This window comes from Pseudoalteromonas sp. ASV78 (assembly GCF_047806705.1).
GTDB lineage: Bacteria > Pseudomonadota > Gammaproteobacteria > Enterobacterales > Alteromonadaceae > Pseudoalteromonas > Pseudoalteromonas prydzensis_A.
Map to the genome: position 1 here is coordinate 1,390,001 of NZ_JBLOPA010000001.1, position 26,416 is coordinate 1,416,416.

At 41.5% G+C, this 26,416-nt stretch carries 25 protein-coding genes and 8 tRNA genes (1 of these 33 only partly in view); 6 read left to right on the forward strand and 27 right to left on the reverse strand.

All coding sequences use genetic code 11. The annotated features are described in order from the left end of the window. Positions 1–820 carry the 3' portion of an alanine/glycine:cation symporter family protein gene (locus tag ACMVDV_RS06155; RefSeq protein ID WP_304182124.1) on the forward strand. Its footprint begins 602 nt before the window's first position, so only the last 820 of its 1,422 coding nucleotides appear in the window; its start codon lies beyond the left edge, outside the window; it ends in the stop codon at positions 818–820. Between the two features lie 70 nt (positions 821–890). Here ACMVDV_RS06155 and ACMVDV_RS06160 read toward each other — a convergent pair whose 3' ends face one another. The 13 genes from ACMVDV_RS06160 to ACMVDV_RS06220 all read right to left on the reverse strand — a co-directional run bounded on the left by ACMVDV_RS06160 (position 891) and on the right by ACMVDV_RS06220 (position 7,041). Continuing rightward, a complete protein-coding gene (locus ACMVDV_RS06160) occupies positions 891–1,082 on the reverse strand; it encodes a hypothetical protein (RefSeq protein ID WP_416157548.1) in 192 nt (63 codons plus the stop codon). Between the two features lie 393 nt (positions 1,083–1,475). After that, positions 1,476–1,562: transfer RNA gene (locus ACMVDV_RS06165), tRNA-Leu, on the reverse strand. A 38-nt stretch (positions 1,563–1,600) separates the two neighbouring features. Further along, a tRNA-Cys gene (locus ACMVDV_RS06170) sits at positions 1,601–1,674 on the reverse strand. 18 nt (positions 1,675–1,692) lie between these two features. Next, positions 1,693–1,768 (reverse strand) — tRNA-Gly (locus ACMVDV_RS06175). Positions 1,769–1,897: 129 nt separating this feature from the next. Further along, a tRNA-Leu gene (locus ACMVDV_RS06180) sits at positions 1,898–1,984 on the reverse strand. Positions 1,985–2,023: 39 nt separating this feature from the next. Then, positions 2,024–2,099 (reverse strand) — tRNA-Gly (locus ACMVDV_RS06185). A 90-nt stretch (positions 2,100–2,189) separates the two neighbouring features. Then, positions 2,190–2,276, reverse strand: a tRNA-Leu gene (locus tag ACMVDV_RS06190). 36 nt (positions 2,277–2,312) lie between these two features. Further along, positions 2,313–2,386: transfer RNA gene (locus ACMVDV_RS06195), tRNA-Cys, on the reverse strand. A gap of 30 nt (positions 2,387–2,416) precedes the next feature. Beyond that, positions 2,417–2,492: transfer RNA gene (locus tag ACMVDV_RS06200), tRNA-Gly, on the reverse strand. Between the two features lie 217 nt (positions 2,493–2,709). Next, a complete protein-coding gene (pgsA, locus tag ACMVDV_RS06205; RefSeq protein WP_416157549.1) occupies positions 2,710–3,255 on the reverse strand; it encodes a CDP-diacylglycerol--glycerol-3-phosphate 3-phosphatidyltransferase in 546 nt (181 codons plus the stop codon). 42 nt (positions 3,256–3,297) lie between these two features. Further along, a complete protein-coding gene (gene uvrC, locus ACMVDV_RS06210; RefSeq protein WP_416157550.1) occupies positions 3,298–5,121 on the reverse strand; it encodes an excinuclease ABC subunit UvrC in 1,824 nt (607 codons plus the stop codon). A 9-nt stretch (positions 5,122–5,130) separates the two neighbouring features. Beyond that, positions 5,131–5,781, reverse strand: coding sequence for a UvrY/SirA/GacA family response regulator transcription factor (gene uvrY / locus ACMVDV_RS06215; protein ID WP_416157551.1), 651 nt, complete (start codon positions 5,779–5,781; stop codon positions 5,131–5,133). 108 nt (positions 5,782–5,889) lie between these two features. Then, the gene (locus ACMVDV_RS06220; RefSeq protein WP_416157552.1) at positions 5,890–7,041 is read right to left on the reverse strand and encodes a dicarboxylate/amino acid:cation symporter; all 1,152 of its coding nucleotides are present in this window, start codon (positions 7,039–7,041) and stop codon (positions 5,890–5,892) included. 344 nt (positions 7,042–7,385) lie between these two features. Here ACMVDV_RS06220 and cysK point away from each other — a divergent pair, with 344 nt between their 5' ends. Together cysK and ACMVDV_RS06230 are read left to right on the forward strand one after the other, a co-directional pair. After that, positions 7,386–8,354, forward strand: coding sequence for a cysteine synthase A (cysK, locus tag ACMVDV_RS06225; RefSeq protein WP_416157553.1), 969 nt, complete (start codon positions 7,386–7,388; stop codon positions 8,352–8,354). Between the two features lie 141 nt (positions 8,355–8,495). After that, on the forward strand, positions 8,496–8,936 hold the full coding sequence (locus ACMVDV_RS06230; protein WP_416157554.1) for a hypothetical protein: 441 nt from the start codon (positions 8,496–8,498) through the stop codon (positions 8,934–8,936). A gap of 90 nt (positions 8,937–9,026) precedes the next feature. Here the strand turns inward: ACMVDV_RS06230 and ACMVDV_RS06235 are convergent, their stop codons facing one another. Next, the gene (locus tag ACMVDV_RS06235; RefSeq protein WP_304182172.1) at positions 9,027–11,303 is read right to left on the reverse strand and encodes an acyl-CoA dehydrogenase; all 2,277 of its coding nucleotides are present in this window, start codon (positions 11,301–11,303) and stop codon (positions 9,027–9,029) included. A gap of 181 nt (positions 11,304–11,484) precedes the next feature. Between ACMVDV_RS06235 and ACMVDV_RS06240 the strand changes: the two genes are divergently transcribed. Further along, positions 11,485–13,329: a M2 family metallopeptidase gene (locus ACMVDV_RS06240; protein WP_416157555.1), complete on the forward strand. Its 1,845-nt coding sequence runs from the start codon at positions 11,485–11,487 to the stop codon at positions 13,327–13,329. A gap of 86 nt (positions 13,330–13,415) precedes the next feature. Here the strand turns inward: ACMVDV_RS06240 and ACMVDV_RS06245 are convergent, their stop codons facing one another. The 13 genes from ACMVDV_RS06245 to ACMVDV_RS06305 form a co-directional block, all read right to left on the reverse strand. Beyond that, a complete protein-coding gene (locus ACMVDV_RS06245) occupies positions 13,416–14,210 on the reverse strand; it encodes a putative porin (RefSeq protein WP_304182170.1) in 795 nt (264 codons plus the stop codon). 213 nt (positions 14,211–14,423) lie between these two features. After that, entirely contained in the window at positions 14,424–14,798 is a 375-nt protein-coding gene (locus ACMVDV_RS06250; RefSeq protein ID WP_304182169.1) for a PH domain-containing protein, read from the reverse strand. Beyond that, positions 14,798–15,712, reverse strand: a complete 915-nt coding sequence (locus tag ACMVDV_RS06255) for an ABC transporter ATP-binding protein (RefSeq protein ID WP_304182168.1) — start codon at positions 15,710–15,712, stop codon at positions 14,798–14,800. The genes ACMVDV_RS06250 and ACMVDV_RS06255 overlap by 1 nt, the downstream gene beginning before the upstream one ends. After that, positions 15,709–16,527: an ABC transporter permease subunit gene (locus ACMVDV_RS06260; protein WP_416157556.1), complete on the reverse strand. Its 819-nt coding sequence runs from the start codon at positions 16,525–16,527 to the stop codon at positions 15,709–15,711. The genes ACMVDV_RS06255 and ACMVDV_RS06260 overlap by 4 nt, the downstream gene beginning before the upstream one ends. Positions 16,528–16,650: 123 nt before the next feature. Further along, complete coding sequence (locus tag ACMVDV_RS06265; protein ID WP_416157557.1) at positions 16,651–17,829, reverse strand: cystathionine beta-lyase; 1,179 nt, start codon at positions 17,827–17,829, stop codon at positions 16,651–16,653. A gap of 46 nt (positions 17,830–17,875) precedes the next feature. Then, positions 17,876–18,799: an NAD(+) diphosphatase gene (gene nudC / locus ACMVDV_RS06270; protein ID WP_304182166.1), complete on the reverse strand. Its 924-nt coding sequence runs from the start codon at positions 18,797–18,799 to the stop codon at positions 17,876–17,878. A gap of 133 nt (positions 18,800–18,932) precedes the next feature. Continuing rightward, positions 18,933–19,727: a glucosamine-6-phosphate deaminase gene (nagB, locus tag ACMVDV_RS06275; RefSeq protein ID WP_416157558.1), complete on the reverse strand. Its 795-nt coding sequence runs from the start codon at positions 19,725–19,727 to the stop codon at positions 18,933–18,935. Positions 19,728–19,937: 210 nt separating this feature from the next. Further along, positions 19,938–21,080 carry a transmembrane glucosamine N-acetyltransferase NagX gene (nagX, locus tag ACMVDV_RS06280; protein WP_304182164.1) on the reverse strand — a complete coding sequence of 381 codons (1,143 nt, stop codon included), beginning with the start codon at positions 21,078–21,080 and terminating at the stop codon, positions 19,938–19,940. A 62-nt stretch (positions 21,081–21,142) separates the two neighbouring features. Next, a complete protein-coding gene (gene nagA, locus ACMVDV_RS06285; RefSeq protein ID WP_416157559.1) occupies positions 21,143–22,261 on the reverse strand; it encodes an N-acetylglucosamine-6-phosphate deacetylase in 1,119 nt (372 codons plus the stop codon). Beyond that, positions 22,261–23,175 carry an N-acetylglucosamine kinase gene (gene nagK / locus ACMVDV_RS06290; protein WP_192541971.1) on the reverse strand — a complete coding sequence of 305 codons (915 nt, stop codon included), beginning with the start codon at positions 23,173–23,175 and terminating at the stop codon, positions 22,261–22,263. Before nagK ends, nagA begins: the two co-directional genes overlap by 1 nt. Before the next feature lie 375 nt (positions 23,176–23,550). Continuing rightward, complete coding sequence (locus ACMVDV_RS06295; RefSeq protein WP_304182162.1) at positions 23,551–23,763, reverse strand: helix-turn-helix transcriptional regulator; 213 nt, start codon at positions 23,761–23,763, stop codon at positions 23,551–23,553. A 1-nt stretch (position 23,764) separates the two neighbouring features. Beyond that, a complete protein-coding gene (locus tag ACMVDV_RS06300; protein WP_304182161.1) occupies positions 23,765–24,193 on the reverse strand; it encodes a hypothetical protein in 429 nt (142 codons plus the stop codon). Positions 24,194–24,317: 124 nt separating this feature from the next. Further along, the gene (locus ACMVDV_RS06305) at positions 24,318–24,824 is read right to left on the reverse strand and encodes an NYN domain-containing protein (protein ID WP_304182160.1); all 507 of its coding nucleotides are present in this window, start codon (positions 24,822–24,824) and stop codon (positions 24,318–24,320) included. Between the two features lie 199 nt (positions 24,825–25,023). Between ACMVDV_RS06305 and ACMVDV_RS06310 the strand changes: the two genes are divergently transcribed. Then, positions 25,024–25,650 carry a hypothetical protein gene (locus ACMVDV_RS06310; RefSeq protein WP_416157560.1) on the forward strand — a complete coding sequence of 209 codons (627 nt, stop codon included), beginning with the start codon at positions 25,024–25,026 and terminating at the stop codon, positions 25,648–25,650. Then, positions 25,650–26,396 carry a DUF3307 domain-containing protein gene (locus tag ACMVDV_RS06315; RefSeq protein WP_416157561.1) on the forward strand — a complete coding sequence of 249 codons (747 nt, stop codon included), beginning with the start codon at positions 25,650–25,652 and terminating at the stop codon, positions 26,394–26,396. The genes ACMVDV_RS06310 and ACMVDV_RS06315 overlap by 1 nt, the downstream gene beginning before the upstream one ends. Positions 26,397–26,416 lie beyond the last annotated feature (20 nt).

Consider the following 26,416-nt stretch of genomic DNA (forward strand, 5'->3'; position numbering starts at 1 on the left):
CCGCTTTGCTGAGTTGGTTGTGCCATTTATGGCCTTAGCTTACTTACTTGTAGCACTTTATGTGTGTGCAATGAATGCATCAGAATTACCGACTGTATTTATGCGCATTATCAATAGTGCCTTTGGCATTGAACAAGCCGGTGCTGGTGCTATTGGTTACGGTGTTATGCAGGCAATGATCCAAGGTATCAAACGTGGCTTATTCTCAAACGAAGCTGGTATGGGTAGCGCCGCAAATGCGGCAGCGACTGCGACGCCAAATCCGCCCCATCCTGCCTCACAAGGTTATGTACAAATGCTTGGGGTGTTTATTGACACTGTCGTCATTTGTAGTGCAACCGCTGCGTTGATCTTGCTCTCAGATCAATTAGTAGCTGACTCAGGTGTAACAGGCATTGCATTAACTCAGGCAGCCCTTGAAGAACATGTTGGCAGTTGGGGCACAATCTTTGTTGCGATTGCTATCTTGTTCTTTGCTTTTACTTCGATTGTTGCCAACTATTCATACGCTGAAACTAATCTATTATTCTTAGAGCATAATCATGAGCATGGTATGTTGATCTTTAGACTTGTAGTATTAGGTATGGTGATGTTTGGCTCTGTGAGTGAATTGGGGTTGATCTGGACCTTAGCTGATATTTCGATGGGCCTCATGGCAATCGTGAATGTTATTGCACTATTTATGTTATCTGGCGTAGTGATCTGGCTTGCCAACGATTATACCGCACAACGTAAAGCGGGTAAGTTACCCACTTTCGATCCAACTCAAAATAAGCAACTTGATAAAACTATCCCTACAGGCATTTGGCATAAAAACTAAAACACTTTGATAAATCAATAAGGGAGCCTAGGTGCTCCCTTTTTTGATCGTGGCTATATGATTAGTACATTCATTGCAGTTCAGCTTCAGTTGCCACAAAGCGATTAAGCAATTTCACTGCTAATGCACGCTGCTCTGGACTAAGTGTTTGCGAAAGCTCTTGTTGTAACTTGATTTGTGATTGCTCGTGTAATGCCTGCTTCTGCGTATCTGTGAGTAACGTATTAGCTTGTAATTGATAGTCTTGAACTGTACTGATCACTTTTAGTAATGCTGCTTTATCAAGATCTATAAAAGAAAATGAAGTAAGCTTTTACTTTGTATCTGCTAATTTATCTTGTTTTTTCAACCAGTTGGTTCACTTGCGTGACAAGTGTACTGACTTCTTGAATTTTAAGGACATCATTAACCGTAGCCGTAACGATTGCAAAGGAGATTAAAACGAGTGATAACGCTAAACAAACACCAAAAACAGCGCAACCCAAAATTGATTGAGACCCTGTTTAAAATTATCCATACCAGTTAATACTTTCAAAAGTAATGAAAGTTAAGTGTATATCAAAAATAATTAGTGGCATGATTTATTTGAATTAGATTTATTACGTAGCTTATTGGAATATCAAGGGGGATTAGATTAATAGTTGAGAATATAAAGTGGTGCCCGAGGCCGGACTTGAACCGGCACGACTTGTTAGTCGAGGGATTTTAAATCCCTTGTGTCTACCAATTCCACCACTCGGGCATTGAGTTTGCTATTTAAAGCGTGTGGAGTAAATTATTTGGAGGCGGAACCCGGAGTCGAACCGGGGTAAACGGATTTGCAATCCGGTGCATGGCCACTCTGCCATTCCGCCTAAATGTAACAAATAATTTGGAGCGGCACACGAGGCTCGAACTCGTGACCTCGACCTTGGCAAGGTCGCGCTCTACCAACTGAGCTAGTGCCGCATAAAACTTTGTCAGTAATTTGTACGTTGGTGCGCGACCATGTCACGGTAAAACGTTCTGGCAACTGAGCTAGTGCCGCATAAAATAAGTATTTATCAGACTTTTAATAACTTGGTCAATAATTAAAAGTGGTGCCCGAGGCCGGACTTGAACCGGCACGACTTGTTAGTCGAGGGATTTTAAATCCCTTGTGTCTACCAATTCCACCACTCGGGCATCGAGTTTGCTATTTAAAGCAAGTGGATAAAACTAATATGGAGCGGCACACGAGGCTCGAACTCGTGACCTCGACCTTGGCAAGGTCGCGCTCTACCAACTGAGCTAGTGCCGCATCATATTAATTCTAAATAAAATCACATAAACTAATTTATGTAATACAATTTTTATAAGTTACATTTGGCGGTGTAACTAAACCACAAAGTGGTGCCCGAGGCCGGACTTGAACCGGCACGACTTGTTAGTCGAGGGATTTTAAATCCCTTGTGTCTACCAATTCCACCACTCGGGCATCGAGTTTGCTATTTAAAGCATGTGGAGTGTTGAATGGAGGCGGAACCCGGAGTCGAACCGAGGTAGACGGATTTGCAATCCGGTGCATGGCCACTCTGCCATTCCGCCCCAGTATCGGGGTTAGCCTTTAAGATAAATTGGAGCGGCACACGAGGCTCGAACTCGTGACCTCGACCTTGGCAAGGTCGCGCTCTACCAACTGAGCTAGTGCCGCTTAATACTTGTAAGTAGTTAGTATGTTTGTGCACGACTGTGTCGCGGTTTAACATTCTAGCAACTTAACGAGTGTCACTTTATTTATCTAGGGGGCTATGCCCTCTCAACACGGACGCATTCTACAGAGATTATTAAACGCGTCAATACAAAAAATGCTAGTTTCGAACTGTTTGATTATTTTTTATCTAAAACGGTGCGTTATTATACGTTTAGACTCAATTTTTAGTCAATTCAGACCACGCTGCTATCAAGTATTGCAGCATAGAAGTAACCGTTAAGAAGGTTGCAATGTAAAGTAGGCCATAACTTAAATACATCATCCAGCTATCGTACTGCCAGATGAGTCCAATAATGGCTAACATTTGTGCAGCAGTTTTAAACTTGCCCATATTGGACACAGCTACATTGCCACGCTTACCTTGTTCAGCCATCCATTCTCGAAGTGCTGAAATAACAATTTCTCTGCTTATTATAATTAACGCAGGAATAGTCATATACAGTGATTGATAATAACTCGCTAGCGCAACCAGTGCCGTACACACCATTACTTTATCAGCAACAGGGTCTAAGAATGCACCAAAAGGCGTTGACTGTTCAAGCTTACGCGCTAGATAGCCATCGAGAATATCAGTGATTGATGCTAGCCAAAAAATAAAGGCAGCCGCAAAGAAAGCCCATGAGTAAGGCAAGTAAAATATCACCAAGAAAATGGGGATAAGAAAAAGTCTAAATGTTGTGAGTGTGTTTGGAATATTCCACATAACTACTTGAGGATGTCTTTTTTGCTATATTCGCATGAAGGGCTAGCCCTTGTCATGCAAATGGTTAAATATCTTCTCAGCCATGTCAGAGCTGATCCCAGGTACTTGCTTTAATTGGTCTATATTAGCAGCTTTTACTCCCTGCATGCCCCCTAAAAATTTTAATAATGTTTGTCGCCGTGTCGAGCCAACTCCGCTTATCTCTTCTAATAATGATTGTGTACGCTGTTTCTGGCGCTTATTACGATGCCCTGCAATCGCAAAGCGATGTGATTCATCACGAATATGTTGAATTAAATGCAGTGCCGGTGCGTCTGAGTCCATTGGGATTGTTTTGCGGCCACCATCGATTAACAGTGTTTCAAGGCCAGGCCTGCGACTGGTGCCTTTTGCTACGCCGACTAATAGTGGCATTTTTGTGTGAGGCCAAGTAGCAAAATACTGCTCAGCCCGTGATAACTGCCCTTTACCACCATCAATAAAAATAACATCAGGGATTTTATCTTCATCTACTAACTTGTTGTAACGCTTGTTTAATGCAAACTCCATTGCAGCGTAATCATCGCCACCGGTGATCCCTGTGACATTAAAACGTCGATATTCTTTATTGTTCGGTCCTTGCGAATCAAATACCACACAACTTGCAACCGTATTTTCACCCATGGTATGACTAATATCAAAACACTCCATGCGGCTAATATCATCAAGTCCGAGCGTCGCTTTAAGCTGCGCATAGCGCTTATTGATTGAATCCTGAGTGCTTTGCTTAACTGTGATGCTATTTAGCGCATTTTTATTGGCTAACTGTAAGTATTGCGCGCGCTCACCGCGTGTAACCGTTTTTAAAGTGACTTTTCTCTCACTTACTTGGCTTAACGCCTCACCCAACACATCTGCTTCATCAATCGTAAATGGCAAAATCACTTCTTTTGCTATGCGTCCTGTTGCCCCTGGCGCTAAATAATATTGCCCAAGAAATGAGGCTAATATCTCTTGTTGCTGTGAATCTTTTGGCACTTTTGGAAAGTAGGTTTTACTGCCAAGCACTTTATGATCACGGATCATCAATAAGTGAATACCATTGAGGCCATTGAGATGGGCAAAACCCACCACATCCATTTCAGCATAATTACCTGAGATTGATTGCTGCTCTTGCATTTTCCGCAGCAGCATTATTTGGTCACGTACTTTTGCCGCCAGTTCAAATTGTAACGCTTGGCTAGCAGCTTCCATTTTAGTAATTAATGCCGCGATGACTTCATGTGATTTACCCGCTAAAAATTTCCTCACAAAATCCACTTGCTGGCTATATTCAACATCAGTGACTTCGCCAACGCATGGGGCTGAGCAACGTTTTAATTGAAATTGCAAACAAGGGCGACTGCGAGCACGATAATAGGCATCTTCGCATTGACGAACTGGAAATATTTTTTGCATTAACCGCAAGCTTTCAGAAACAGCGCCAGCACTTGGAAAAGGACCAAAATACTCCCCTTTGACTTTGCGACTACCGCGATGAAATGCAAGTCTAGGATGTTTGTGTGCCGTTAATAAGATATACGGATAGGATTTATCATCACGTAGTAAGATGTTGTAACGAGGCTGGTATTTTTTTATTAGGTTGTTTTCAAGCAGTAAGGCTTCGGTTTCAGTATTGGTTAAAGTGATATCAATATCACTAATATTACTAACCAGGGCACGCGTTTTACCGTCGGTGACATTACTGCGAAAATAGCTGCTAACACGTTTTTTAAGGTTTTTAGCTTTACCGACGTAAATAACCTTGCCGTCACTATCAAGCATCCGGTAAACGCCTGGATCGCTTGATAGTGTTTTTAAGAAGTGGGCGTGATCAAATTCTGCCATGGGGCAAGACTAATGAGCGCTGTCGATGTCGATCATCTTATGGCGAATAGCTAAATGGGTAAGTTCAACATCACCACCCACATTGAGCTTTTCAAACATTCTATAACGATAGCTGTTCACTGTTTTAGAGCTTAAATTAAGGCGCTCGGCAATATCTTGCACCCTTTCACCTTTGGTGATCATTAACATGATCTGCAATTCGCGCTCAGATAAACTCTGAAACGGGCTTTCATCTGTACGACCCGTCACTTGTGCTAAGGCAATTTGTTGCGCGATTTCAGGTGCAATATAGCGTTGCCCCGCATTTACTGCGCGAATAGCATTGACCATTTCGTCAGAGCCTGCACCTTTGGTTAAATAACCGTGTGCACCAATTTGCATCACTTTGCTTGGGAATGGATCTTCACAATGCACAGTTAACACGATGATTTTCACATCGGGGCAATAACGGCAAATCTTTTTAGTCGCTTCTAATCCGCCAATACCTGGCATATTCATGTCCATTAACACAATATCAGGAGAATGCTGACGGCAAAATTGTACCGCTTCTTCACCTGTTTTAGCTTCACCAATTACTTTAAACCCACGAACATCATCTAAAATACGTTTGATACCCGTTCGTACGAGTTCATGGTCATCAACTAAAAGTACATTAATCAATGGGACACCCTCATATAACCTAACAGTATGTCAGTGTGACAATTTAATTCGCCACACTAACACAGAAAATCTGAAACGATAACTCAATTATAGTTCCAGATAACTAATTTACGATGACGCTTTTTCACTAAAGCGATCTACCCACAAGGCAATAACTCCATCACCGGTAACATTACAGGCTGTACCAAAGCTGTCTTGGGCTAGATAAAGCGCGATCATTAACGCCACTGCACCTTCATTAAATCCTAGCATACTGGTTAACAAACCTAATGCTGACATCACAGCGCCACCTGGTGCACCGGGTGCGGCAATCATCACTACGCCTAGCATCATGATAAATGGCAACATGCCAAATAATGAAGGAACGTCCATATTAGGTGATAAGAACATCACCGCCATCGCACATGTAACAATGGTAATTGTTGAACCGGATAAATGTATAGTGGCGCACAGTGGTACAGTAAAGTTAGCTACATCTTCTTTCACATTATTTGCTTTGCTCGAACGAAGTGATACTGGGATTGTCGCCGCACTAGACATAGTCCCTAATGCAGTAAAATACGCGGGGAGCATATTTTTAATTAACTCAATCGGATTGCGCTTTAATAATATCCCTGTGCCAATATATAGAATACTTAACCAAAGCCAATGCATGATTAATGCAGCAATCAACACCACACCAAACGTTTGCAAGGTATCGACAACTGTACCTGCGACCGTCATTTCAGCAAATACACCTGCGATATAGAAAGGTAATGCCGGAATGATCACTTTCGCTAATAAACCATCAATAACGTCACGACCTTGATCTGATACTTTTCTCAATGTTTCTAGTTGTAATTGGCTCATCCCAATACCAAACACGAATGCTGTCGCAAGCGCTGTCATCACGCCCATCAGCGGTGGAATTTCTAAATCAATAAAACTGGCTACTTCAGTAGCAACTTCGGCTTCAAAACTCAAACCACCATCGAACAGCGGAATAATCGCACTAACGGCTATCACCGCAAGTATGCCTGCTATAATTGTTGAGCCATATGCAAAGCCGACTGTTTTGCCAAGTAAATGGCCAGAACCTTTCGGTAAACCAGCAATACCAGAGGCAATAAAGAACAAAATAATCAACGGAATCGTGAAAGTGATCAACTGGCCAATTATTTCTTTTACCGTGTAAAGGAGTTCAACTCCAGTCAGTGGAACATATAAGCCCACTAAAATACCGCCTAAGATGCCGGCAATTAATTTTAAGATTAATGTCATTGTGATCACTTTATAAATTTTGGTGGATGTGGTTTTAACATGTTTTTAATTACTTGTATCATAAAACCGCTCAACAGCGGCCTGTTTGCACAAAATACCACCATTTTTATCATTAAACACCCAACCTAATTTCTTAGCCATTATAATATGCTATACCTTGTTCATTATGATCTAGCGCATGTGAACGTTAAGCTGTTTTTATTTCATTCAATTATAACTCGAATAGATATATCTTATAGCCAAACTTTACTTTAGTTTTTTTAATTCAGCAGTAAAGTGTCAGTATTACAGATCGATTGCTTAAAATCGGTCCCGATTGAATAAATTGCACCTAAGGGAACATTATGTCTACAATTTTTGAAGATAACTCACTCAGTATTGGTAATACACCATTAGTAAAGCTAAACCGTGTAACTACTGGTAATATTTTTGCTAAAGTTGAATCACGTAACCCTAGTTTTAGTGTTAAATGCCGTATCGGTGCATCAATGATCTGGGAAGCTGAAAAATCAGGTGAGCTAACGAAAGACAAAGAATTGATTGAACCAACCTCTGGTAACACAGGTATTGCGCTTGCCTTTGTAGCTGCTTCTCGTGGTTACAAATTAACACTTACTATGCCAAATACCATGAGCCTTGAGCGTCGTAAATTACTAAAAGCATTAGGTGCTAATTTAGTATTAACGGATGGCGCTAAAGGAATGAATGGTGCAATTGAAAAGGCTAAACAAATTCAAGCCAGTGATCCTGAAAAGTTCATTCTATTACAACAGTTTGAGAACCCAGCGAATCCAAAAATTCACTTTGAAACAACCGGTCCTGAAATCTTTGCAGCAACAGACGGTAACGTTGACTTCTTCGTAGCAGGTGTGGGTACTGGTGGCACGATCACTGGTGTTAGTCGTTATTTGAAACTTGAAAAAGGCCTTAATGTTAAATCAATCGCTGTAGAGCCGACAAATTCTCCAGTTATCAGCCAAACTTTAGCGGGCGAAGAAATTAAGCCCGGCCCTCATAAAATCCAAGGTATTGGTGCAGGCTTCATCCCTGGTAACTTAGATCTTAGTGTCATTGATGGCGCTGAACTTGTTTCAAATGAAGAAGCAATTGAAATGGCCCACAAGCTTATGAAAGACGAAGGTATCTTAGTCGGTATTTCGTCAGGGGCTGCGGTTGTTGCCGCTAAGCGTATTGCTGAGTTACCTGAAAATGCAGGTAAAAATGTGGTGGTTATTTTACCAAGTGCAACAGAGCGTTATTTATCAAGCCCGCTTTTTGCTGAAGAGTTTACTGAACAAGAGCTTGTTCAATAACTGTATTGACCTTGAAAAAAGGATGCTAAATGCATCCTTTTTTATTATTTATTGTACTAACCTCACTAATTCTTATCGTAAACTTTACATCTGCCGCATTTCGTCACACACTAAATCATCAATAATAAGTCTATTTATCTAATGAAATTATTTATAACTCTTTTTACTGCTACATTTTTATTGCTACTAAGCGGCTGTGGCAATGATGATTCACCTAAAGGTGAAAAAAATACGCCAGGAAATAGTGCCACACTATTTTTTGATACCCTGTATAACGAACAAGATCTTACCAAAGCCAGTACCATGGCAACGCCAAGAATGGCGCGGATCATGAAGTCATATGGCACATCTAAACAATTTGCCCGTAATTTAGTCAACATGCAATACGATAACGTGGTCATTGAAGTTGATATGACTAATATGAGCTTAAGAGAGCAGTACGGTGATACAGCAAATATCAACCTTATTTTTACTGGCCAATTTAATGGTAATAAAGTCGATGATATGCGCAGCGTAAAAATGGTTCGTAAAAAAGGCAATTGGTATGTTGATAAGATTAATGCCGATCCATTTGCCCGTTAAAAACACATAACTTGCGAGTTAAACTAGCAAAAAGCCTTGCATCAGCAAGGCTTTTTATTATTCAGTTAATCATAATAAATGATGCTAAAATTACAATTCACCCGCTTGATAATTATCTACCGCTATGGCCTGTTTGCGTAAATTATTTGCCCCGTGTAGTTTTTCTGCTTGCTCATCAGTGATCAACTGTTTCTCGCGCGCACTGTTAATCGCAGTCTCAATATCATGGTTACGATTAAGCGTGCCCTCACGTTGCCATTTTTTTAATCGTTTAAATGCCGCACTAGTATCATGCATAGCTATAAAGGCATTTTCCATCACCCCAGTTCCAGCATTATCGTCTACATAACATAAGTGGGTTAAGCGGTTTCTAAATACCCCTGGTTGAGTCATATGCTCACAGATTGCTTGCGCAACCTCATCACTTGGCCGCTGGTAATGGTTACCAAACGGAAATACGATACGTTTAAGTATAAAATTAACAACGGGATTTGAAAAGTTTTTGAAAAAACCATCAAATGCTTGGCCAATTTCAAACAATGATAATTCCACCGCATATTTAACAAAGGGTAAATCAGCCTGTTGACGCCCTTCATCTTCAAAGCGTTTTAATACACATGATGCCAAATACAAATGACTTAACACATCGCCTAAACGCGCTGAAATCATTTCTTTGCGTTTAAGCTCACCACCGAGGACTAACATGGCTACATCAGTACTAAAAGCAAGCCCGCGGCTCATTCGTCCTAGTTGCTTATAATACGTTGCTGTTGCACCACACACCGGCGATTTAGCAAAGTAGCTGCGCGTTAAACCATGCACAAATGCCATACCTGCATTGGTCGCAGCAAAAATAATATGCTGTAGTAATAATGAATCGAATTCTTTTAGCGCTAAATCATCATCCTCCATCGCCGCAGCTGCCATTTCTTTGAGCACAAATGGATGACAACGGGTTGCACCTTGACCAAAAATCATCAAGTTACGGGTTAAAATATTTGCCCCTTCAACGGTAATTGATACCGGGATCCCCATGTAACCGTGGGCTAAATAGTTGTTCGGACCTACTTGTATCCCTTTGCCTGAGTGAATATCCATTGCATCATTCATTACCGTACGACCCATTTCTGTCATATGGTATTTAGCAATGGCTGTTACTACTGACGGGCTTAATTTTAAATCAATGGCGCCTGCGGTCATTAGCCGACACGACTCTAAGCTATAGGTTAAACCGCCAATCCGAGCAAGCGCTTCTTGCACACCTTCAAACTGGCCGATAGATACACCGAACTGTTGACGCACTGTGGCATACGCTGACGTCATTCGAGCGCATAAATGCCCAGTTGCACTGCTAAGCGCTGGTAATGAAATACCACGCCCGGCGCTTAAACACTCGACCAACATACGCCAGCCTCGCCCTGCGCCTTGTTGACCGCCAATGATCCAATCAAGCGGAATAAACACATCTTTTCCGTACGTTGTGCCATTCATAAACGCCATATTAAGAGGGAAATGACGCTCCCCGGTTTCAACACCCGGATGATCTGTGGGGATCAGTGCACAGGTAATACCAAGCTCTTGTTGTTTACCAAGTAATCCTTCAGGATCATACATTTTAAAAGCAAGTCCCAGTACAGTCGCTACAGGTGCGAGTGTAATATAGCGCTTTGACCAATTTAAACGTAAGCCCAGCACTTCTTTACCTTCAAACTCACCTTTACATACGACGCCTGAATCAGGAATACTGCCCGCATCTGAGCCTGCTTCTGGACCCGTAAGTGCAAAACAGGGCACATCTTTACCATTAGCTAAACTGGGTAACCAACGCTCCTGCTGTTGTTTAGTACCATAATGTAATAACAATTCACCAGGGCCTAAACTGTTAGGCACCATCACTGTCACTGCCGCGGTTAAGCTTTTAGTGGCAATTTTAGCAACTATGGTTGAATTTGCGATTGCTGAGAACTGCCGACCACCAAATTTTTCAGGAATGATCATCGCAAAGAAACCCTGCGTTTTTAGGTAATCCCATACTTCTTTTGGTAAGTCTTTATCTTTTTGTACTATTTGATAATCATCAAGCATTGCCAGTAATGTTTCGACTTCATTGTCTAAAAATGCCCGTTCCTTCTCACTAAGTTCAGGTTTTGGATAGCTGTGTAATACCTGCCAATCAGGATTACCACTAAACAGTTCGCCATCCCACCATACGTCACCCGCCTCCATCGCTTCTCGCTCGGTTTGTGAAAGTGGCGGAAGTACTTTTTTAAACATTTTAAATGTCGGGCGACTAACTAAGTTTAAGCGGATATCTTTGACCGCAAAAATAACGATTACTACCACCAGTAACAAGATAAATACTGACATGAAAACTATCCTTATTAATTAATGAAATGCATTGGCTTAATTATGACCGATCCTTTAATAAATACAATGTCACTGTAAACTCGCCTTGCTCATTGGTTGGCGCTTGGTTACTGATAAACTTTGCCTAACAAAGAGACACTGCTATTATCCTCTGCGATAAATAACAAATATAAGGGTCAACATGACTACTCCACATTTTAAGCTTAGTTTGAGCGCCATACTGGTTGCCAGCACATTAGCATTAAGCGGCTGTAACCAAGAAGCGAGTAACACCACTGCGCAAACTGCCAGCCCGGCACCTGCAACCGCAAAAGATGCGCAAGCATTTTTAGATGCAACAGAGCAAGAGCTCAGCGCGTTATACTTAGAATCCAGCCGTGCTGAATGGATCTACGCAAATTTTATAACGCACGATACATCTGCGCTTTCTGCAGAAGTAAACCGTAAAATGACTGCCGCGGTGGTTCGTCTGGCGAACGAAGCTGCACAGTTTGACTCACTGGAACTTGATTACGACGCACGTCGCAAGCTCGATAAATTAAAATTAGCACTGACTTTACCTGCCCCACAAAATGCAGAAAAAACAGCAAAATTATCACAGCTGGTGGCTGAACTTGGTGGCATGTACGGCAAAGGGAAATACTGTAAAGACGATGGCAGCTGTTTAAGCCTAGGCGATATGACTGCAACAATGGCCACCAGCCGTGATTACAATGAACTGCTTGATTTATGGCAGGGCTGGCGCTTGGTATCAAAACCAATGCGGCCACTGTATGAGCAGCAAGTTGCACTAACCAATGAAGGTGCGAAAGAGCTTGGTTATGCCGACACTGGTGCAATGTGGCGCAGTAAATACGACATGCCCGCTGATGACTTTGCAACAGAGCTTGATCGTATCTGGGGCCAAGTAAAACCACTCTATGACTCACTGCATTGTCATGTTCGCGCCAAGTTAGGTGAAAAATACGGTGAAGATAAAGTACCCCAAGATCAACCTATCCCAGCACATTTGTTAGGCAATATGTGGGCACAAACATGGGGGAACATTTACGATGTCGTCGCACCTGAAAATGCCGATCCAGGTTATGATGTAACTGCATTATTAGCCGAGCATAACTACGATGAATTAAAAATGGTGCAAGGAGCTGAGAAATTCTTCACTTCTATGGGATTTGCGCCTTTACCTGAGAGCTTTTATGAACGTTCGTTATTCACCAAGCCTGCGGATCGTGATGTACAGTGTCATGCCTCTGCGTGGAATATAGATAGCAAAGACGACCTGCGCATTAAAATGTGTATTCAACGTACAGGTGAAGAATTCTCAGTTATTCACCATGAGTTAGGTCACAACTTCTATCAACGCGCTTACAATACCCAGCCGCTTTATTATCAAGAAAGTGCTAATGACGGTTTCCATGAAGCGATTGGCGACACGATTGCCCTTTCTGTAACGCCCGGTTACTTAAAAGAGATTGGTTTATTAGAGCAAGTCCCTGATGAATCAAAAGACATTGGCTTATTAATGAAAATGGCACTGGATAAAGTTGCCTTTATTCCATTTGGTTTACTTGTTGACCAATGGCGTTGGCAAGTATTTTCAGGTGCAGTGACGCCTGAAAACTACAATAAAGCGTGGTGGGAATTACGTGAAAAATACCAAGGTGTACAAGCACCGATTGCGCGTAGCGAAACTGATTTTGATCCAGGTGCTAAATACCATGTACCAGGCAATACACCCTATACACGTTATTTCTTAGCACATATTTTACAGTTCGATTTCCACCGTAGTTTATGTGAAATAGCAGGTAATAAAGAAGCCATTCATCGTTGTTCTGTGTATAACTCTAAAGCAGCTGGCGAAAAGCTTAATGCGATGTTAGAAATGGGCTCAAGCCGCCCTTGGCAAGAAGCATTAGCCACCGTAACAGGTAAACCTGAAATGGATGCCACTGCCCTCCTTGATTACTTTGCACCACTGCAAAAGTACCTTGATGAGCAAAACAAAGGCCGTCAATGTGGTTGGTAAATAAACCTAGTTAAATAGCACAAATGTAAAAGCCCGCTTAATTAAGCGGGCTTTTTTAGTATTGCAGTACTAATATTACAGTGTGATTAGAACTGTAAGCTTACATTTGCAAAGTAAGCATCATAACCAGAATCATCCCAGTTATTACCGTAACCTGCTTTTAAGCCAACATTTTTGTTGAAGAAGTGTTGCGCACCAAAAGTGTAATCATCGTTTTTGTTAAATGTAACAAACGCTGATGTTGCTTTTGTGAAGTAGTAGTTTGAACCAAGTTCCCATGAGCTGCTACCATTATCGGTATCTGAAACAGTACCTTCAACAGTTAGGTAGTTACCTTGCTTAAGGTCCATGAAGTATTTAGCGTTCACAGCGCGGTAATCAAACTCGTCATCAGATGTTACAGTGAAACCGATGTAATCAGTGCTGTTTAACTGGTGGTTGTATGCTAAAGCAAATAAAACACGATTTTCGCCATCTTCAACATCTTCAAATGTTGCTTTTAAAAGAAGGTTAGGATTAAAGAAGTAACCTGCAGAAAGCTTAATCACGTCAGTGCTTGAACCAGCGTCAATGTCTTTATTACTGTACTCAGCACCAAGTACAAAATCTTGTAAGAAATACTCACCACCAATAGTTGCTACATCACTAGAGTCATTATCAAGGTATGAACCATAAACATTAGTTTGCTTATTGATGTACTCAAATTGATCGTAAGGACCTAAAGTCGCTTTTGGCGAGAAGTAATACGTTGAATCAACGCTTACTGTGTCGTTGCCATCGGTGTCCTTATATCCTAAATGGCTGATTGACTGATAGTTATCCGCAGCAGTCGCGGCACTAGAAAGAAGAATACTCGAAATAATAACTGCTAATTTTTTCATAAAAAGATTTCCCTATTTTACATTGTTTTATTGCTACAAGGTTTAACGTTTAACCGGTTGGTTAAGACGGGGCACATGCTAACGCGAGTAAACTGAACGGGAACTTAACTAACTCATTGTATTAATTAGGAAAATGTAAAATTATGTAAGCTGTTGTAAAAATAATGTAGCGATTATTGAAACAACCACTACATTTTCTCTTTTTTCTTCTCTTTACAGGGCATACTGACTGATGATGCGATAAACATCATTAATGTTATCACCTGATTTAAAATCTTTGCTAATAGGAGTTGGATCAGAGCCAACCCAAATTTTTAATTCTGCATCTAAATCAAAATGCCCAGCACTTTCTTTACTAAACTTGGTAATTTTTGAATAGGCAATGCTGATCATTTCCATTTTTGAGCCAGTCACGCCCTGCTTGTCGAGTAAAATTAAACGCTTATTAGTGAAGATAAACATGTCGCGAACAACTTTATAGGCTTTTTCGACTTGTTCACCTTCAATCAGTGTATTTGCCAATACTTTTTCTAAATCATCGTCATCAACTTCACTGGCATTACCCATTAAACCACTTAATAAACCCATTATATTTGCTCCTGTTTAAATATTTGATTTTCTAACGTGTGCCCATTTACTAATTGGCGATAACGCCAACCTTGCTGATAACAATATTGTAATAACGTGATATCAAATGGCGTGGCTGCTTTTTGATATTCAATAACATATTCTTTAGCTTGGCTCATATATACCTTAGACACCTCTGCTAAGGCTTGAATTTTAGCCTCAACATCAGCATATTGCTCATTTAATAACAAGGTAATAAAGCCAAATTGCTGTTCACTATTATTACTTTGCGTTGGATGCTCTGTGAGCTTGCCTTTATCAAGGTGCAGTACATGTGAGCATAAGCGCTCTAGCTCAGTCAAATCGTGTGAGCTTAAAATAAAGGTAGCCTCTGAGCTTAATTCAGCGACTAATTGACGGATTTCACGGGCATGAATTGGATCAAGTCCTGCGGTGGCTTCATCGAGCATAACAATTTGCGGTTTACCGATCAGTGCCTGCCCGATTGTAACCCGCTTGCGCATACCGTGTGATAAGTCATCAGAACGCTGTTTAGCAACGTCAGCTAGTCCTACCAACTCCAGTACGCGGATCGCTTCTGCTTGGCTTTGCTTATTTGACAGCCCTTGCAACTGGCCATAAAACGCCAATTGGTGGGAAATACTAAAACGGGGATCAAGTTGTGCATCTTGCGGTAACGCACTGAGCTTACCAAATAACTCACTGCTGCCAGGGTTATGACCCAAAATACTGAGCGTGCCTTTAGTCGGCAATATATAGCCACATAACACACTAAACAATGTGGTTTTACCTGCCCCATTAGGCCCGACTAAAGCGACCGGCGCGCCTTTTTGAATTTCAAAACTCACGTTATCAAGTGCTAATTTGCTGCCGTACTGCTTTGTTAAAGCTGTTGCCTGTATTAATGTGCTCATAATGAACTCCTTGCAAAAATACGCTGGGCTAGGGCTAACATAACCGCTGTTTGAATAATTGGAATACCTAAACTGTTAAACAATCCTGCATTTTGCCCCGCCATTTGCTCTAACTGCACACCCGGGAAAATATAGTCAAGCATTGCCATCGCTGGAATTTGCCAACTTAATATGCCAACCACAATATTGCCACCGGCAAAAAACAAGATTGCCAGCACCACGGTTAAGCGTGCTGAGCGAGCAAAGGTATTTAATAAAGTCATTAGCGCTATAAAGGGCAACACGGCTATTAATAGATAAAAGAACAAAACAAAGCTGCGAGTTAAGCCTGTCATTAATAATGGCGGCTCACGAAATGCCATCACCGCGACAGCAGCAACTAAGGTCACAATTAACAGCGCGGCTAAAATAAATACTTGCCCTAAAAAGCGGCCAAATAGCATTTCATTACGGGTTGCTCTAAGAGATAAAAATCGTAGGGTTCCTCGCTGTTTATCACCAACAAGTTGGTCGCTACATAAAAACAAGCAAAAACTGGGAAAGCTATACAATGCAATTAACCAATACATAGCTAATTCAGCTTCAGGCCAATCGAGTAATTTACTCAGCCCAATAGCACCAAACACTTGTTGTGCAAAATCGGCTATTTGAGGCGAACTAATTAAGCTAACAGCTTGACCTATCGGATAACGTAAAATCAATAACCAACAAATTGAAAATGCGGCAACAGCAAGTAAGCCGCGCTTGGTTAAAAATAATCTCACCAGTTCAAACTGGGCAATTTTTAATAATCGCTGAGGGTGGAGTTGCGTCACAGATATTCCTTATTAATCTATATACAGCTTACACTAAGGGCAAACGTGTTGAATTACTAGCAAAAAAAAGCCCACCGAATGGTGAGCTTTGTAACAATAGATGAAAATGTAACAAGTAAATTATTATAAATGTTGCTTATATACATCCAAAGCTTGCGATAAATCAGTAATTAAATCGTCAACATCTTCAAGGCCAATATGTAAGCGGATCACAGGGCCCAACTGCCAACCCGTCGCTGAGCGCAGCCCTTTCATCGTCAAATTAGCAGTGACTAAACTCTCAAAGCCACCCCACGAGAAGCCCATTTTAAAATGCTCTAGGCTATCTAAAAAGGCATCAATCGCGCTTTGGTTCCCTTGTTTCATAACAAAAGAAAACAAGCCATTACTGCCATCAAAATCACGTTTGAAAAACTCATGACCTGGGCAACTCTCAAATGCAGGGTGACGAATATGATCAACCAGTGGATGCTGCTCTAACCAGCTTGCCACTGTTATCGCAGCTTTTTCGTGCTGGTTTAAACGTACTGCCATGGTGCGCAACCCTCTAAGTGCCAAATAAGCATCATCAGCTGAGGTACATTGCCCAAGTAAATAAGATTGCTCACGTAACGTTGGCCAATATTTTTTATTCGCAACCGCAACGCCCATCATCACGTCAGAGTGACCAACAATGTATTTAGTCGCAGCTTGAATACTGATATCGACACCGTGCTCTAATGGGCGGTAATGTAAGCCATTGCCGTAAGTGTTATCGAGCATCGTCATCACGCCTCGCTCGTTTGCGACAGCAACCATTGCCGGTACATCTTGCACTTCCATGGTGATGGATCCCGGCGACTCTAAAAATAACACTTTAGTATTTTCTTTGATCAGCGCTTTAATACCCGCACCAATAGTTGGCGGATAATACGTTGTGGTGACACCAAACCCAGCTAAAATTTTATCGCAGAAATCACGGGTTGGTTCATAGGCATTATCAACCATTAAGATATGATCGCCCGCTTTAACAAAAGCCAATAGCGCACTACTAATAGCAGCAGCTCCACACGGGTACAGCGCGCAGCCTTCTCCACCTTCCAGTTCAGTGATCGCTTCTTGCAGTGCAAAATGAGTCGTGGTACCGCGACGACCATAAAAAAGCGTTTTGTCACCTCGTTTTTTTGCCGCTTCTTTGAGCTCGGCCACAGAATCAAAAACAACCGTTGACGCTCGTTGCACTACAGGGTTAACAACCCCATGGGTATACGCTTTCTTACGCCCAGCACTGACTAACAGCGTATTTTTATTACTTGTCGTCATTATTAATCCTTAAAAATATTTCGTTAGAACATGCATTAAAAAATGCTTAATCGTTTAAATTACACCAATGATCAATTAAATAGCGTGATATAGAGTCGGTACGAGGCAGCTTTAAATGCTCACCTTCTTCATGCCAATTACCAAAGCATTTAAGCTCTTCACGGCTAAACCACTGCGCGTCATCTAGCTCGTCTTTATCAACGTGAATTTCTTCAGTAACGGCTTCTGCGATAAAGCCCAACATAATTGATGACGGAAACGGCCAAGGTTGCGAGGCGATATAACGGACATTGCCAACAACAATACCCGCTTCTTCCATTACTTCACGTGCGACGGCTTGTTCAAGGCTCTCGCCGGGATCAACAAAACCAGCTAAAGACGAGTACATGCCGGGCGCCCATATCGCTTGACGGCCCAATAAGCAACGTTCAATACCATCGGCAAAGGTACGCGTTACCACCATGATCACCGCCGGATCTGTACGTGGGAATGTTTGATGCTTACACTTCTCATTACTACATAAACGAGAGTGCCCTGCCTCAACAAGGGTATTTTTGCTTCCACAACGTCCGCAAAAACAATGCGTTGCATGCCAGTAACACAAACCACGAGCGAGTGCTGCCATTGAGCCTTGTTCAAGTGCGACGTGTACGCCATAGCGACGAATATCAACAAACTCAGCATCACCAATCAATTGTGCTAATATCGCTTCATCTAGTTGGCTTACATCAAGCGCAAAATGGCTGGTTTGCTGCTCATCTAAGCCTAAGAATATCGCCTCAGTTAAATCTAAATTACGCACAGTTACAAAGCTCAAAAACGTCACAGAATAACTATTACGGTCAAATAAAGTCTGATTATTATTCACTAATAACCAACGACTTTGCTCATTGACTTGAGCTGCTAGCCAGTTTGGTTCTTTACGTAAATTTGATGCTCGATTTAACGACATAGCAGTGTAATTAAGCATGCTCGTCCTTTTAATTGTTTAGATGGCTAAAACTACCATAACACTCAGCCAAACCCAATTGTTAGCCACTGATAAACAGACAAAAAAAAAGCCCTTACGGACTTTTTGAACACACAATAAATTCTTTTTACAGTTACAATGTAGCTAAATGAGCCTGTAACTTTTGATTTTCAGCTTCGATATGCTGATAAAACTCTAAATCTTCAAGTTTGCTTGCTGCCGCTTTATCAATAACAATCACGGCATCTTTATGTAACTGCAACGCAGATGCGGGACATTTAGCCATTAATGGCCCTTCAATCATAGCGTGCACTGCATCGGCTTTATTTTCACCCGTTGCAAGTAATACCACCTTTTTAGCTTCTAAAATGGTACCAATTCCCATGGTAATAGATAGGTGTGGTTGATATTCATCCTCAGCAAAAAAACGCGCATTATCATCAACGGTTGCTTTGGTTAGGGTTTTTACACGAGTACGTGAACATAGACCAGATGAAGGTTCGTTAAACCCGATATGACCATTACGGCCAATGCCTAATAACTGCACATCAACGCCACCTGCTTTGGCTATTTTATCTTCATATTCTTTACATGCAGTAATTGGATTGACGGCATCGCCAGGCGGTACAAAAGTATTCTCTTTATTGATATCAACATGGCTAAATAGCTGCTCGTTCATAAAGTAACGATAACTTTGTGGATGTTCACCCGTTAAGCCTAAGTATTCATCCAAGTTAAATGTTGTCGCTTGCGAGAATGAAATATCACCGGCTTTATTTTTAGCGATTAACTGTTGATATAACGCAACCGGCGTAGAGCCCGTTGCTAAACCGAGCACTGATGTTGGTTTTTTTTGTAATTGGGCTGCGAAAATATTTGCGCCATAGGCAGCGACGGCCGCTGCATCATTTAAAATTACTATTTGCATATTTGTTTGCTCAGTTATTAAATTAGTTGATGAAAAAATGGGATCTAAGTCCCAACTCCACGTGCAATCGAATTGGGCCTTAGATCAGACCAGACAGGGATACACTGCTTGGTCAATACCATTATGACAACGCTGTCATTATTACCATTTCAGTTTCGTTTGTAAAGTAAAAGTGAATAAAAATTATTTTACCGTTTTTAATGCCACGTTTTACACGCTGACAAATATTTTACGCTTGTACATCCAGTGTAAAACAAGGATTTGTACTAATAATAAAGCGATAACGCTAAGCAGTGGCTGCCAAAGTTCAGGGACTGCATTAATAAAGCCACCAAATACACTGCGGCTGATAAATGTCCAATCAACTAAACTAGACGCTAAATAAATAATAATCGAGTTCGCGCCAATAATAACAAATGGGTAAGCTAATTTTTGGCCATTTAAAATATCGACCAAGGCATAGAAAACAGCCAGTAATATCGCGCTCCACCCCACCGTGACAAGTACAAAAGAACTTGTCCATAGCTCTTTATTAACTGGGAACTGTAAATCCCACAACCAACCAAGGCTGACACTAATCACACCGGCGACAAACAAGATCCCGGTAGTTTTCCACTCACCAATTTGCGCTGCTCTGGCTATGAGTTGCCCAGCAAAAACGCCAATCATGGCATTAATAATGGCCGGAAAACTTGATAATATTCCTTCCGGATCGACCGGCCGGTTTTGGTAACTAATCCCTGGTAAAAAGTGTCTATCAAACCATGCATTCCAACTACCAGCAGCGCTTAAGTCGCCAGCAACACCGCCTGGCACAGGAATAAAGCACATTAATACCCAATAGCCTAATAATAAACCAACCGCCGTAAACACTTGCGTGCGAATACTGGTATGCCATACCAACATAGCGCAAAAAAACCACGCTATTGCAATACGACCCAATACACTGGTATAGCGTATTTCATCAACCGCTAAAGGGATACCGGTGCCCCAACCATGGTTGTACATCACCCCTAACCCGCACAATAACAATAACCGTTTTATCGCTTTAGCATAAAAAACTTTGCGCTCATGCCATGCGAGGTGATCAATACGTTTAGGCGAGAGCCCCATTGCCACACCAGATAAGAAGATAAACAAGGGGAAAATTAAATCGTAAAAAGTAAAGCCATGCCAAGCACTATGTACTGTATGTGCTGCAAAGACTTTCCAACCACTCCAGTCAGTTAAGACAAATAAGGCCGCGAAAATTGATTGGCCTCCCAAAATCCAAAACATATCCATACCACGTAATGCATCAAGTGATGCAAGACGTTTTTTAATCGGTTTTTCAACTGTGCTTGTTGTTGTCATATTTTTACTCTTAAAACAAAAAAGCCCCGCGATACAACGGCGGGGTTTTTTCCAGGGAAACGTTAGATTGCAATGCCTGCAATATAAGTTGCTTTGACATACTGCTGCTCATCGAGCACCACAAAGTCTGCGTCAAAGCCATCAAGTAAACGTCCCTTGTTCTTGAGGTTCAAATATTGTGCCGGATACAATGCTGCCATCCGTAAGCTTTCGCTCAGGCTAACATCTAAAGTATTGACGGTGTTGCGCACTGCGCTTGCCATATCTAAAACACTGCCCGCTAACTCGCCAGTGCTTGAATTTAATCTATCTCCGGTACGAATTACCTTTCGCCCATCAAAGAAATCAAATTCCATATCATCAGTGCCCACAGGTGGCATCGCATCAGTGACCAACATAATTTTGCCACGTTGCTTACTGCGAATTGCTAATTTCGCAGACAGCGGGTGCACGTGGTGGCCATCAACAATCAATCCACACCAGCTGTTATCATGCCAAAGGGCGGCACCAACAACACCCGGCTCACGCGATGTAAACGGTGACATGGCATTGTATAAATGCGTGAAACCATCGGCGCCTGCATTAAGTGCCGCCATGGTTGTTTGATAATCAGCATTGGTATGGCCTAGTGATACTTTCACACCACAGGCTACTAGACGCTCAACATCAGCAATGCTGACGTTTTCTGGCGCTAAGGTAACCATTTTAATACCTAAATCTTGGCGCGCATAAATGGCAAATTCTTGTTCGCTAATTGGCCGAATAAACTGCTCACTGTGAGTGCCTTTTTTTGGAAACGATAAATGTGGGCCTTCAAAGTGGATACCTAATACACCCGCTACGCCTTCGCTAATTGCTTGTGCCGTTGCATCAGCCGCCGCTTGCATTACTGCAACTTTATCTGTAATGAGTGTTGGCATCAGTGCGGTAGTACCGAATTGACCGTGTGCTTTTGCGATACGATCTAAGCATTGTGTGCTTTGCTCAGCATTAAAAAATGCACCACCCCCACCATTGACTTGTACGTCAATAAAACCTGGGGCGACTAGGCCATTTAACTCGACAACTGACTCAGAAGTTGAGTCTTCGTGCTTAAATACACCATTTTCAACACTAAATAATGCGTTATCAATAAAGTTTTCTGCGGTAAATAAACGCGCTGCACGATAGAAGGTTTTCATTACAAGGCTACCTTTTGATCTTGTTCTAATACCGATTGTTGGGCAAAATAAATAGCGCCCATTTCTGGTGGTTGTTTTGGCATTTCAACACGTTTTGCAATTTCTGGATCAAGCCATTTATTTAATGGCTCAGCAAGACCACCAATCATAGATAACCGCGGTGGGTTATTTGCTAATAAACGATGTGCTAACTGGCTCACGTAGGCTGCGCCGTCTTTAACAATGGCCAATGCAATAACATCACCTTGATGGGCTGCATCAAATACATAACGAGCAAGCTTGGCATAGCTGCTTGACGGCTGTCCAGCCATTTGCTCGGCTATATCCATTGCATTTACTGCATTAAAATGATTTTTCATTATTTGGGTCAATGCGGTTTGAGGGCCTAAACCATCCAGTTCAACCAACACCGCTTTGATTGCCTCAAGCCCCATCCATGCGCCGCTGCCTTTATCACCTAGAGCAAAGCCATGACCACCGTAGTTCACTGATTGCCCTTTGACATGTGAAAAACCACATGAACCAGTGCCAGTAATAATCACCGCACCATCACCGCCCTCATGAGCGCCAATACATGCAGTGTGTAAGTCTGTAGTTAAGAACATTTGTTTAAATGGATGTTCCCATTCAGTTATTTTTTCATACAAGCTTGGTAAATTAACGCCTGCCAATCCTAAGCCTGCATAGACTTGGTGAATAGTTTCTAGCTGCAAACCTGCATCACGCATCGCCAACTGTGTAGACACCATTATTGACTCTAATGTGCGCTCTAACCCATGTAATGGATTCGCGGGGCCACCTAGACCAGTTCCTAATACCCCATGTTGTGCAGAGTATATAGTTGCACGGCACTTAGTTCCGCCACCATCGATACCAATAAACAATTGGTCCTCATTCGCACTCTTAGCCATCATCTAACGACCTCTAACCTTCGTTTAATATTTGTATTAATCGCATGTTTTTTTATTATCTTAATGCGATCCACCCTCAACCCATGTTGAATTAATGTTACACAACAAATGACAGCGTTGTCATTATATTTTTCACAAAAAATCACATATATCCCATATTCATCTCTAATTAACTGAATTAAATAAACAATTAATATTCATTAAATTAGTGTCGACTACTTTTCAACGTAACAATCAGGCTTAAAAATGACGTTATTACCTAAAACAACACCTAATATAGTGATTTAATATGCTATTTTATCGGTGTGAATGGCCAATAACGTAAATAAACTGTGTAATGCTGCTCCAGTTTACCTAAAATAATAGTTTAGTAAAGAATCACTGCTTATATTGGAATATTTTTTCTAGTGGTTGATTAAAAACAATCGCTATTTTAAAAGCAACTTCCAATGACGGTGAATACCTTGCAGCTTCAATTGCAGCAATTGTTTGCCGTGTAACTCCTACAGCATCAGCTAATTGCTGCTGGGTCATTTCATCATGTTGAAAACGTAATGTGCGGATGGAATTGCTAATTGCTAACTTTGCCATTTTAACCTCTTTGCAATAACCATACTTCCACAACCCCACCAATGACTTCACTCAGTAATGCAGCGATCACTAACTGGTGTACAGGACTCATAGGTATCGGGTATACAGAGTTAATTAACAACGCAAATACCGCATTTACTACACCTAATTGCAAAATGAACAAGCTCACGCTTTTGGCTTTTAATGCGATTGCCTGCTCGCGCTCATCTTTTGGCTGATTTGCATACTTACTATTAAATGCAGCCAAAATACTGTGCATAACAGCAAGCATAACGACAGTTTGTATAACAAGCTTGATCAGCAGCCCACTGGCAAGTGTTGGGTCCATCTGTGCTTCTGGTGTCATAGACAGTACAGCTTGCAGGTAATTAAATAAGACAACTAATGTTATAACCACCTCAAGTAAGCGTGATTTTTGCGTGTAACTCATATCCCCTCCGGCCATGTAAAGTAAAACTAACGTAATGTTAAAATTAATTAACATTTAAAACTATAGTTCCACATGCCCATCATGTCAAAAATATTTAACATTGGGTTAAGTTTTTTATACTTTTCTACAATAACAAAGCGTCATCTATACAATAAAAATGCTCTGCACTTTGTTTCAGCGCTTCTGCCGTCAGTTTATCAGCCCCATAGACATCACACGGGACATTATACTGATGCTGTAAATGCCCCAACAATAACGCAAAGTCACCATCACCAGAGAGTAAAATAACTTTATCGAGATGCTTACCTTGCTCGAGCATATCGATGGTGATGCCAACGTCCCAGTCACCTTTAGCACTACCATCTTTGCGCTGGATAAACGGTTTTAGCTTTACCTCAAAACCAATCGCACGCAGGATATTTTGAAACTGAGATTGCTTTTCGTCACCACGATAAATAGCGTACGCAATCGCACACTCAATATCATAGTCATCACTGATTTTTGCCCAAAAAGCATTGTAATCAAAATTTTTTCGGTAACTCTCTCGACAGGTGTAATAAATATTTTGTACATCAACAAAAATCCCAACCTTAGGTTTGGTGCTTGCTGGACTGTGTGTTTCTTGATTCATGCGGTATCCTTTTTATGAGGGTCTGTTGACCTTTCAGGATTAACCTCGAAAGATAAACAGACCCTTTATTACCCTACTGTAACATACCCGCTGCTATTTCAGGCCCTTGCATTTATTCCATAAGTAACCTAAATTAGTTACATAGCATTATGTAACCATTATTGGTTACATTTTAATATGTAACTAAGTTAGGACATTTATGATTGCGGTGATCAGCGGCGATGTGATCAAATCACAACATATTCCAAAGCACGACTACGATGCAATGCTCTATCAGCTTGACCAAAGTTTACGAGCGATCGCTGAAGGTAAACACAATCAGGGGATTATTTACCGAGGCGATGCATTTCAGCTGCAAGTAAATCAACCTGCGCAGGTCTGCAATGTCGCGCTGTTATTGTATTTACATTTAAAGGCGTCAGGTTATGAGGTTCGCCAAAGCCTCGCCATAGGTGAAATAGATAACGCCAGAGCTGATATTAAAACAGCCACAGGATCTGCATTTACCTTATCGGGCCGCGGCCTTGATGAAATGCACAATCAACGTTTTATATTTAACAGTATTATCGAGCCTACCAACGAGGGGTTAGCCCTTAATCTCGCTTTTATTGATGTGTTGCTGACCAAAATGACTCAAAAACAAGCAAACGCGCTCTATGTCTACTTAACCTGCGAGAATAACCAACACAGTGAAGTTGCCAAACAATTGCAAACAAGCCGAGAAAATGTCACTAAATTACTCAATCTTGGCCACTATCAATTAGTCGAACGGTTTTTGCAGTATGCAGAAAAAACCATCGCAGACACATTATCAGGAGCAATATAATGAGCTTTATGTTGTTATTCGTGGCATTAATTATCGGCCATATTTTAGCTGATTTTTACTGGCAACCAATGAGCTGGGTCCATAACCGTAACACGCGTCATTTCCGTGCTAAAAAACTGTATTTGCATGTGCTAGTACATGGCATAACCACTGCTGTTATTGTCAGCTGGTGGGAATTTAGTTTTGGTTGGCAAACCATTGCCCCTATCTGTATCGCCACCAGCGTTGTGATTGTCACTCATTACTTAATTGACTTAGCTAAATCGTATTCAAATAAAGGGGTGGTTGCTTTTATTGTCGATCAACTCGCTCATTTAGTCGTCTTGCTGTTATTAGCCATATGGCTGAGTGACAGTAGTGAATTTTTTACACATGCTTGGCAATGGTTAATACAACCTGCAACATTATGGGTGCTCTGTGGGTATTTATTGATATTGAGTCCAAGTGCGGTGTTTATTCGCATGATGTTAGAGCGGATCACCTCCGGCTTTAGTACTACCGGGAGTTTACCAGCAGCAGGACAAAGCATCGGCATGCTTGAGCGAGTATTAATGCTAACATTTATTTTGCTGGACCAATTTGCAGGAGTCGGCTTTTTACTCGCGGCAAAATCTGTGTTTCGGTTTGGCGATTTAAGTGCCAGTAAAGATAAAAAGCTGACTGAATACGTGATGCTCGGTACCTTACTCAGTGTCAGCGTGACTTTATTTATTGGCTTGGCGGTTAATTATCTCAAAGCACTGTAACTTTACGAGCCCATAAAAAA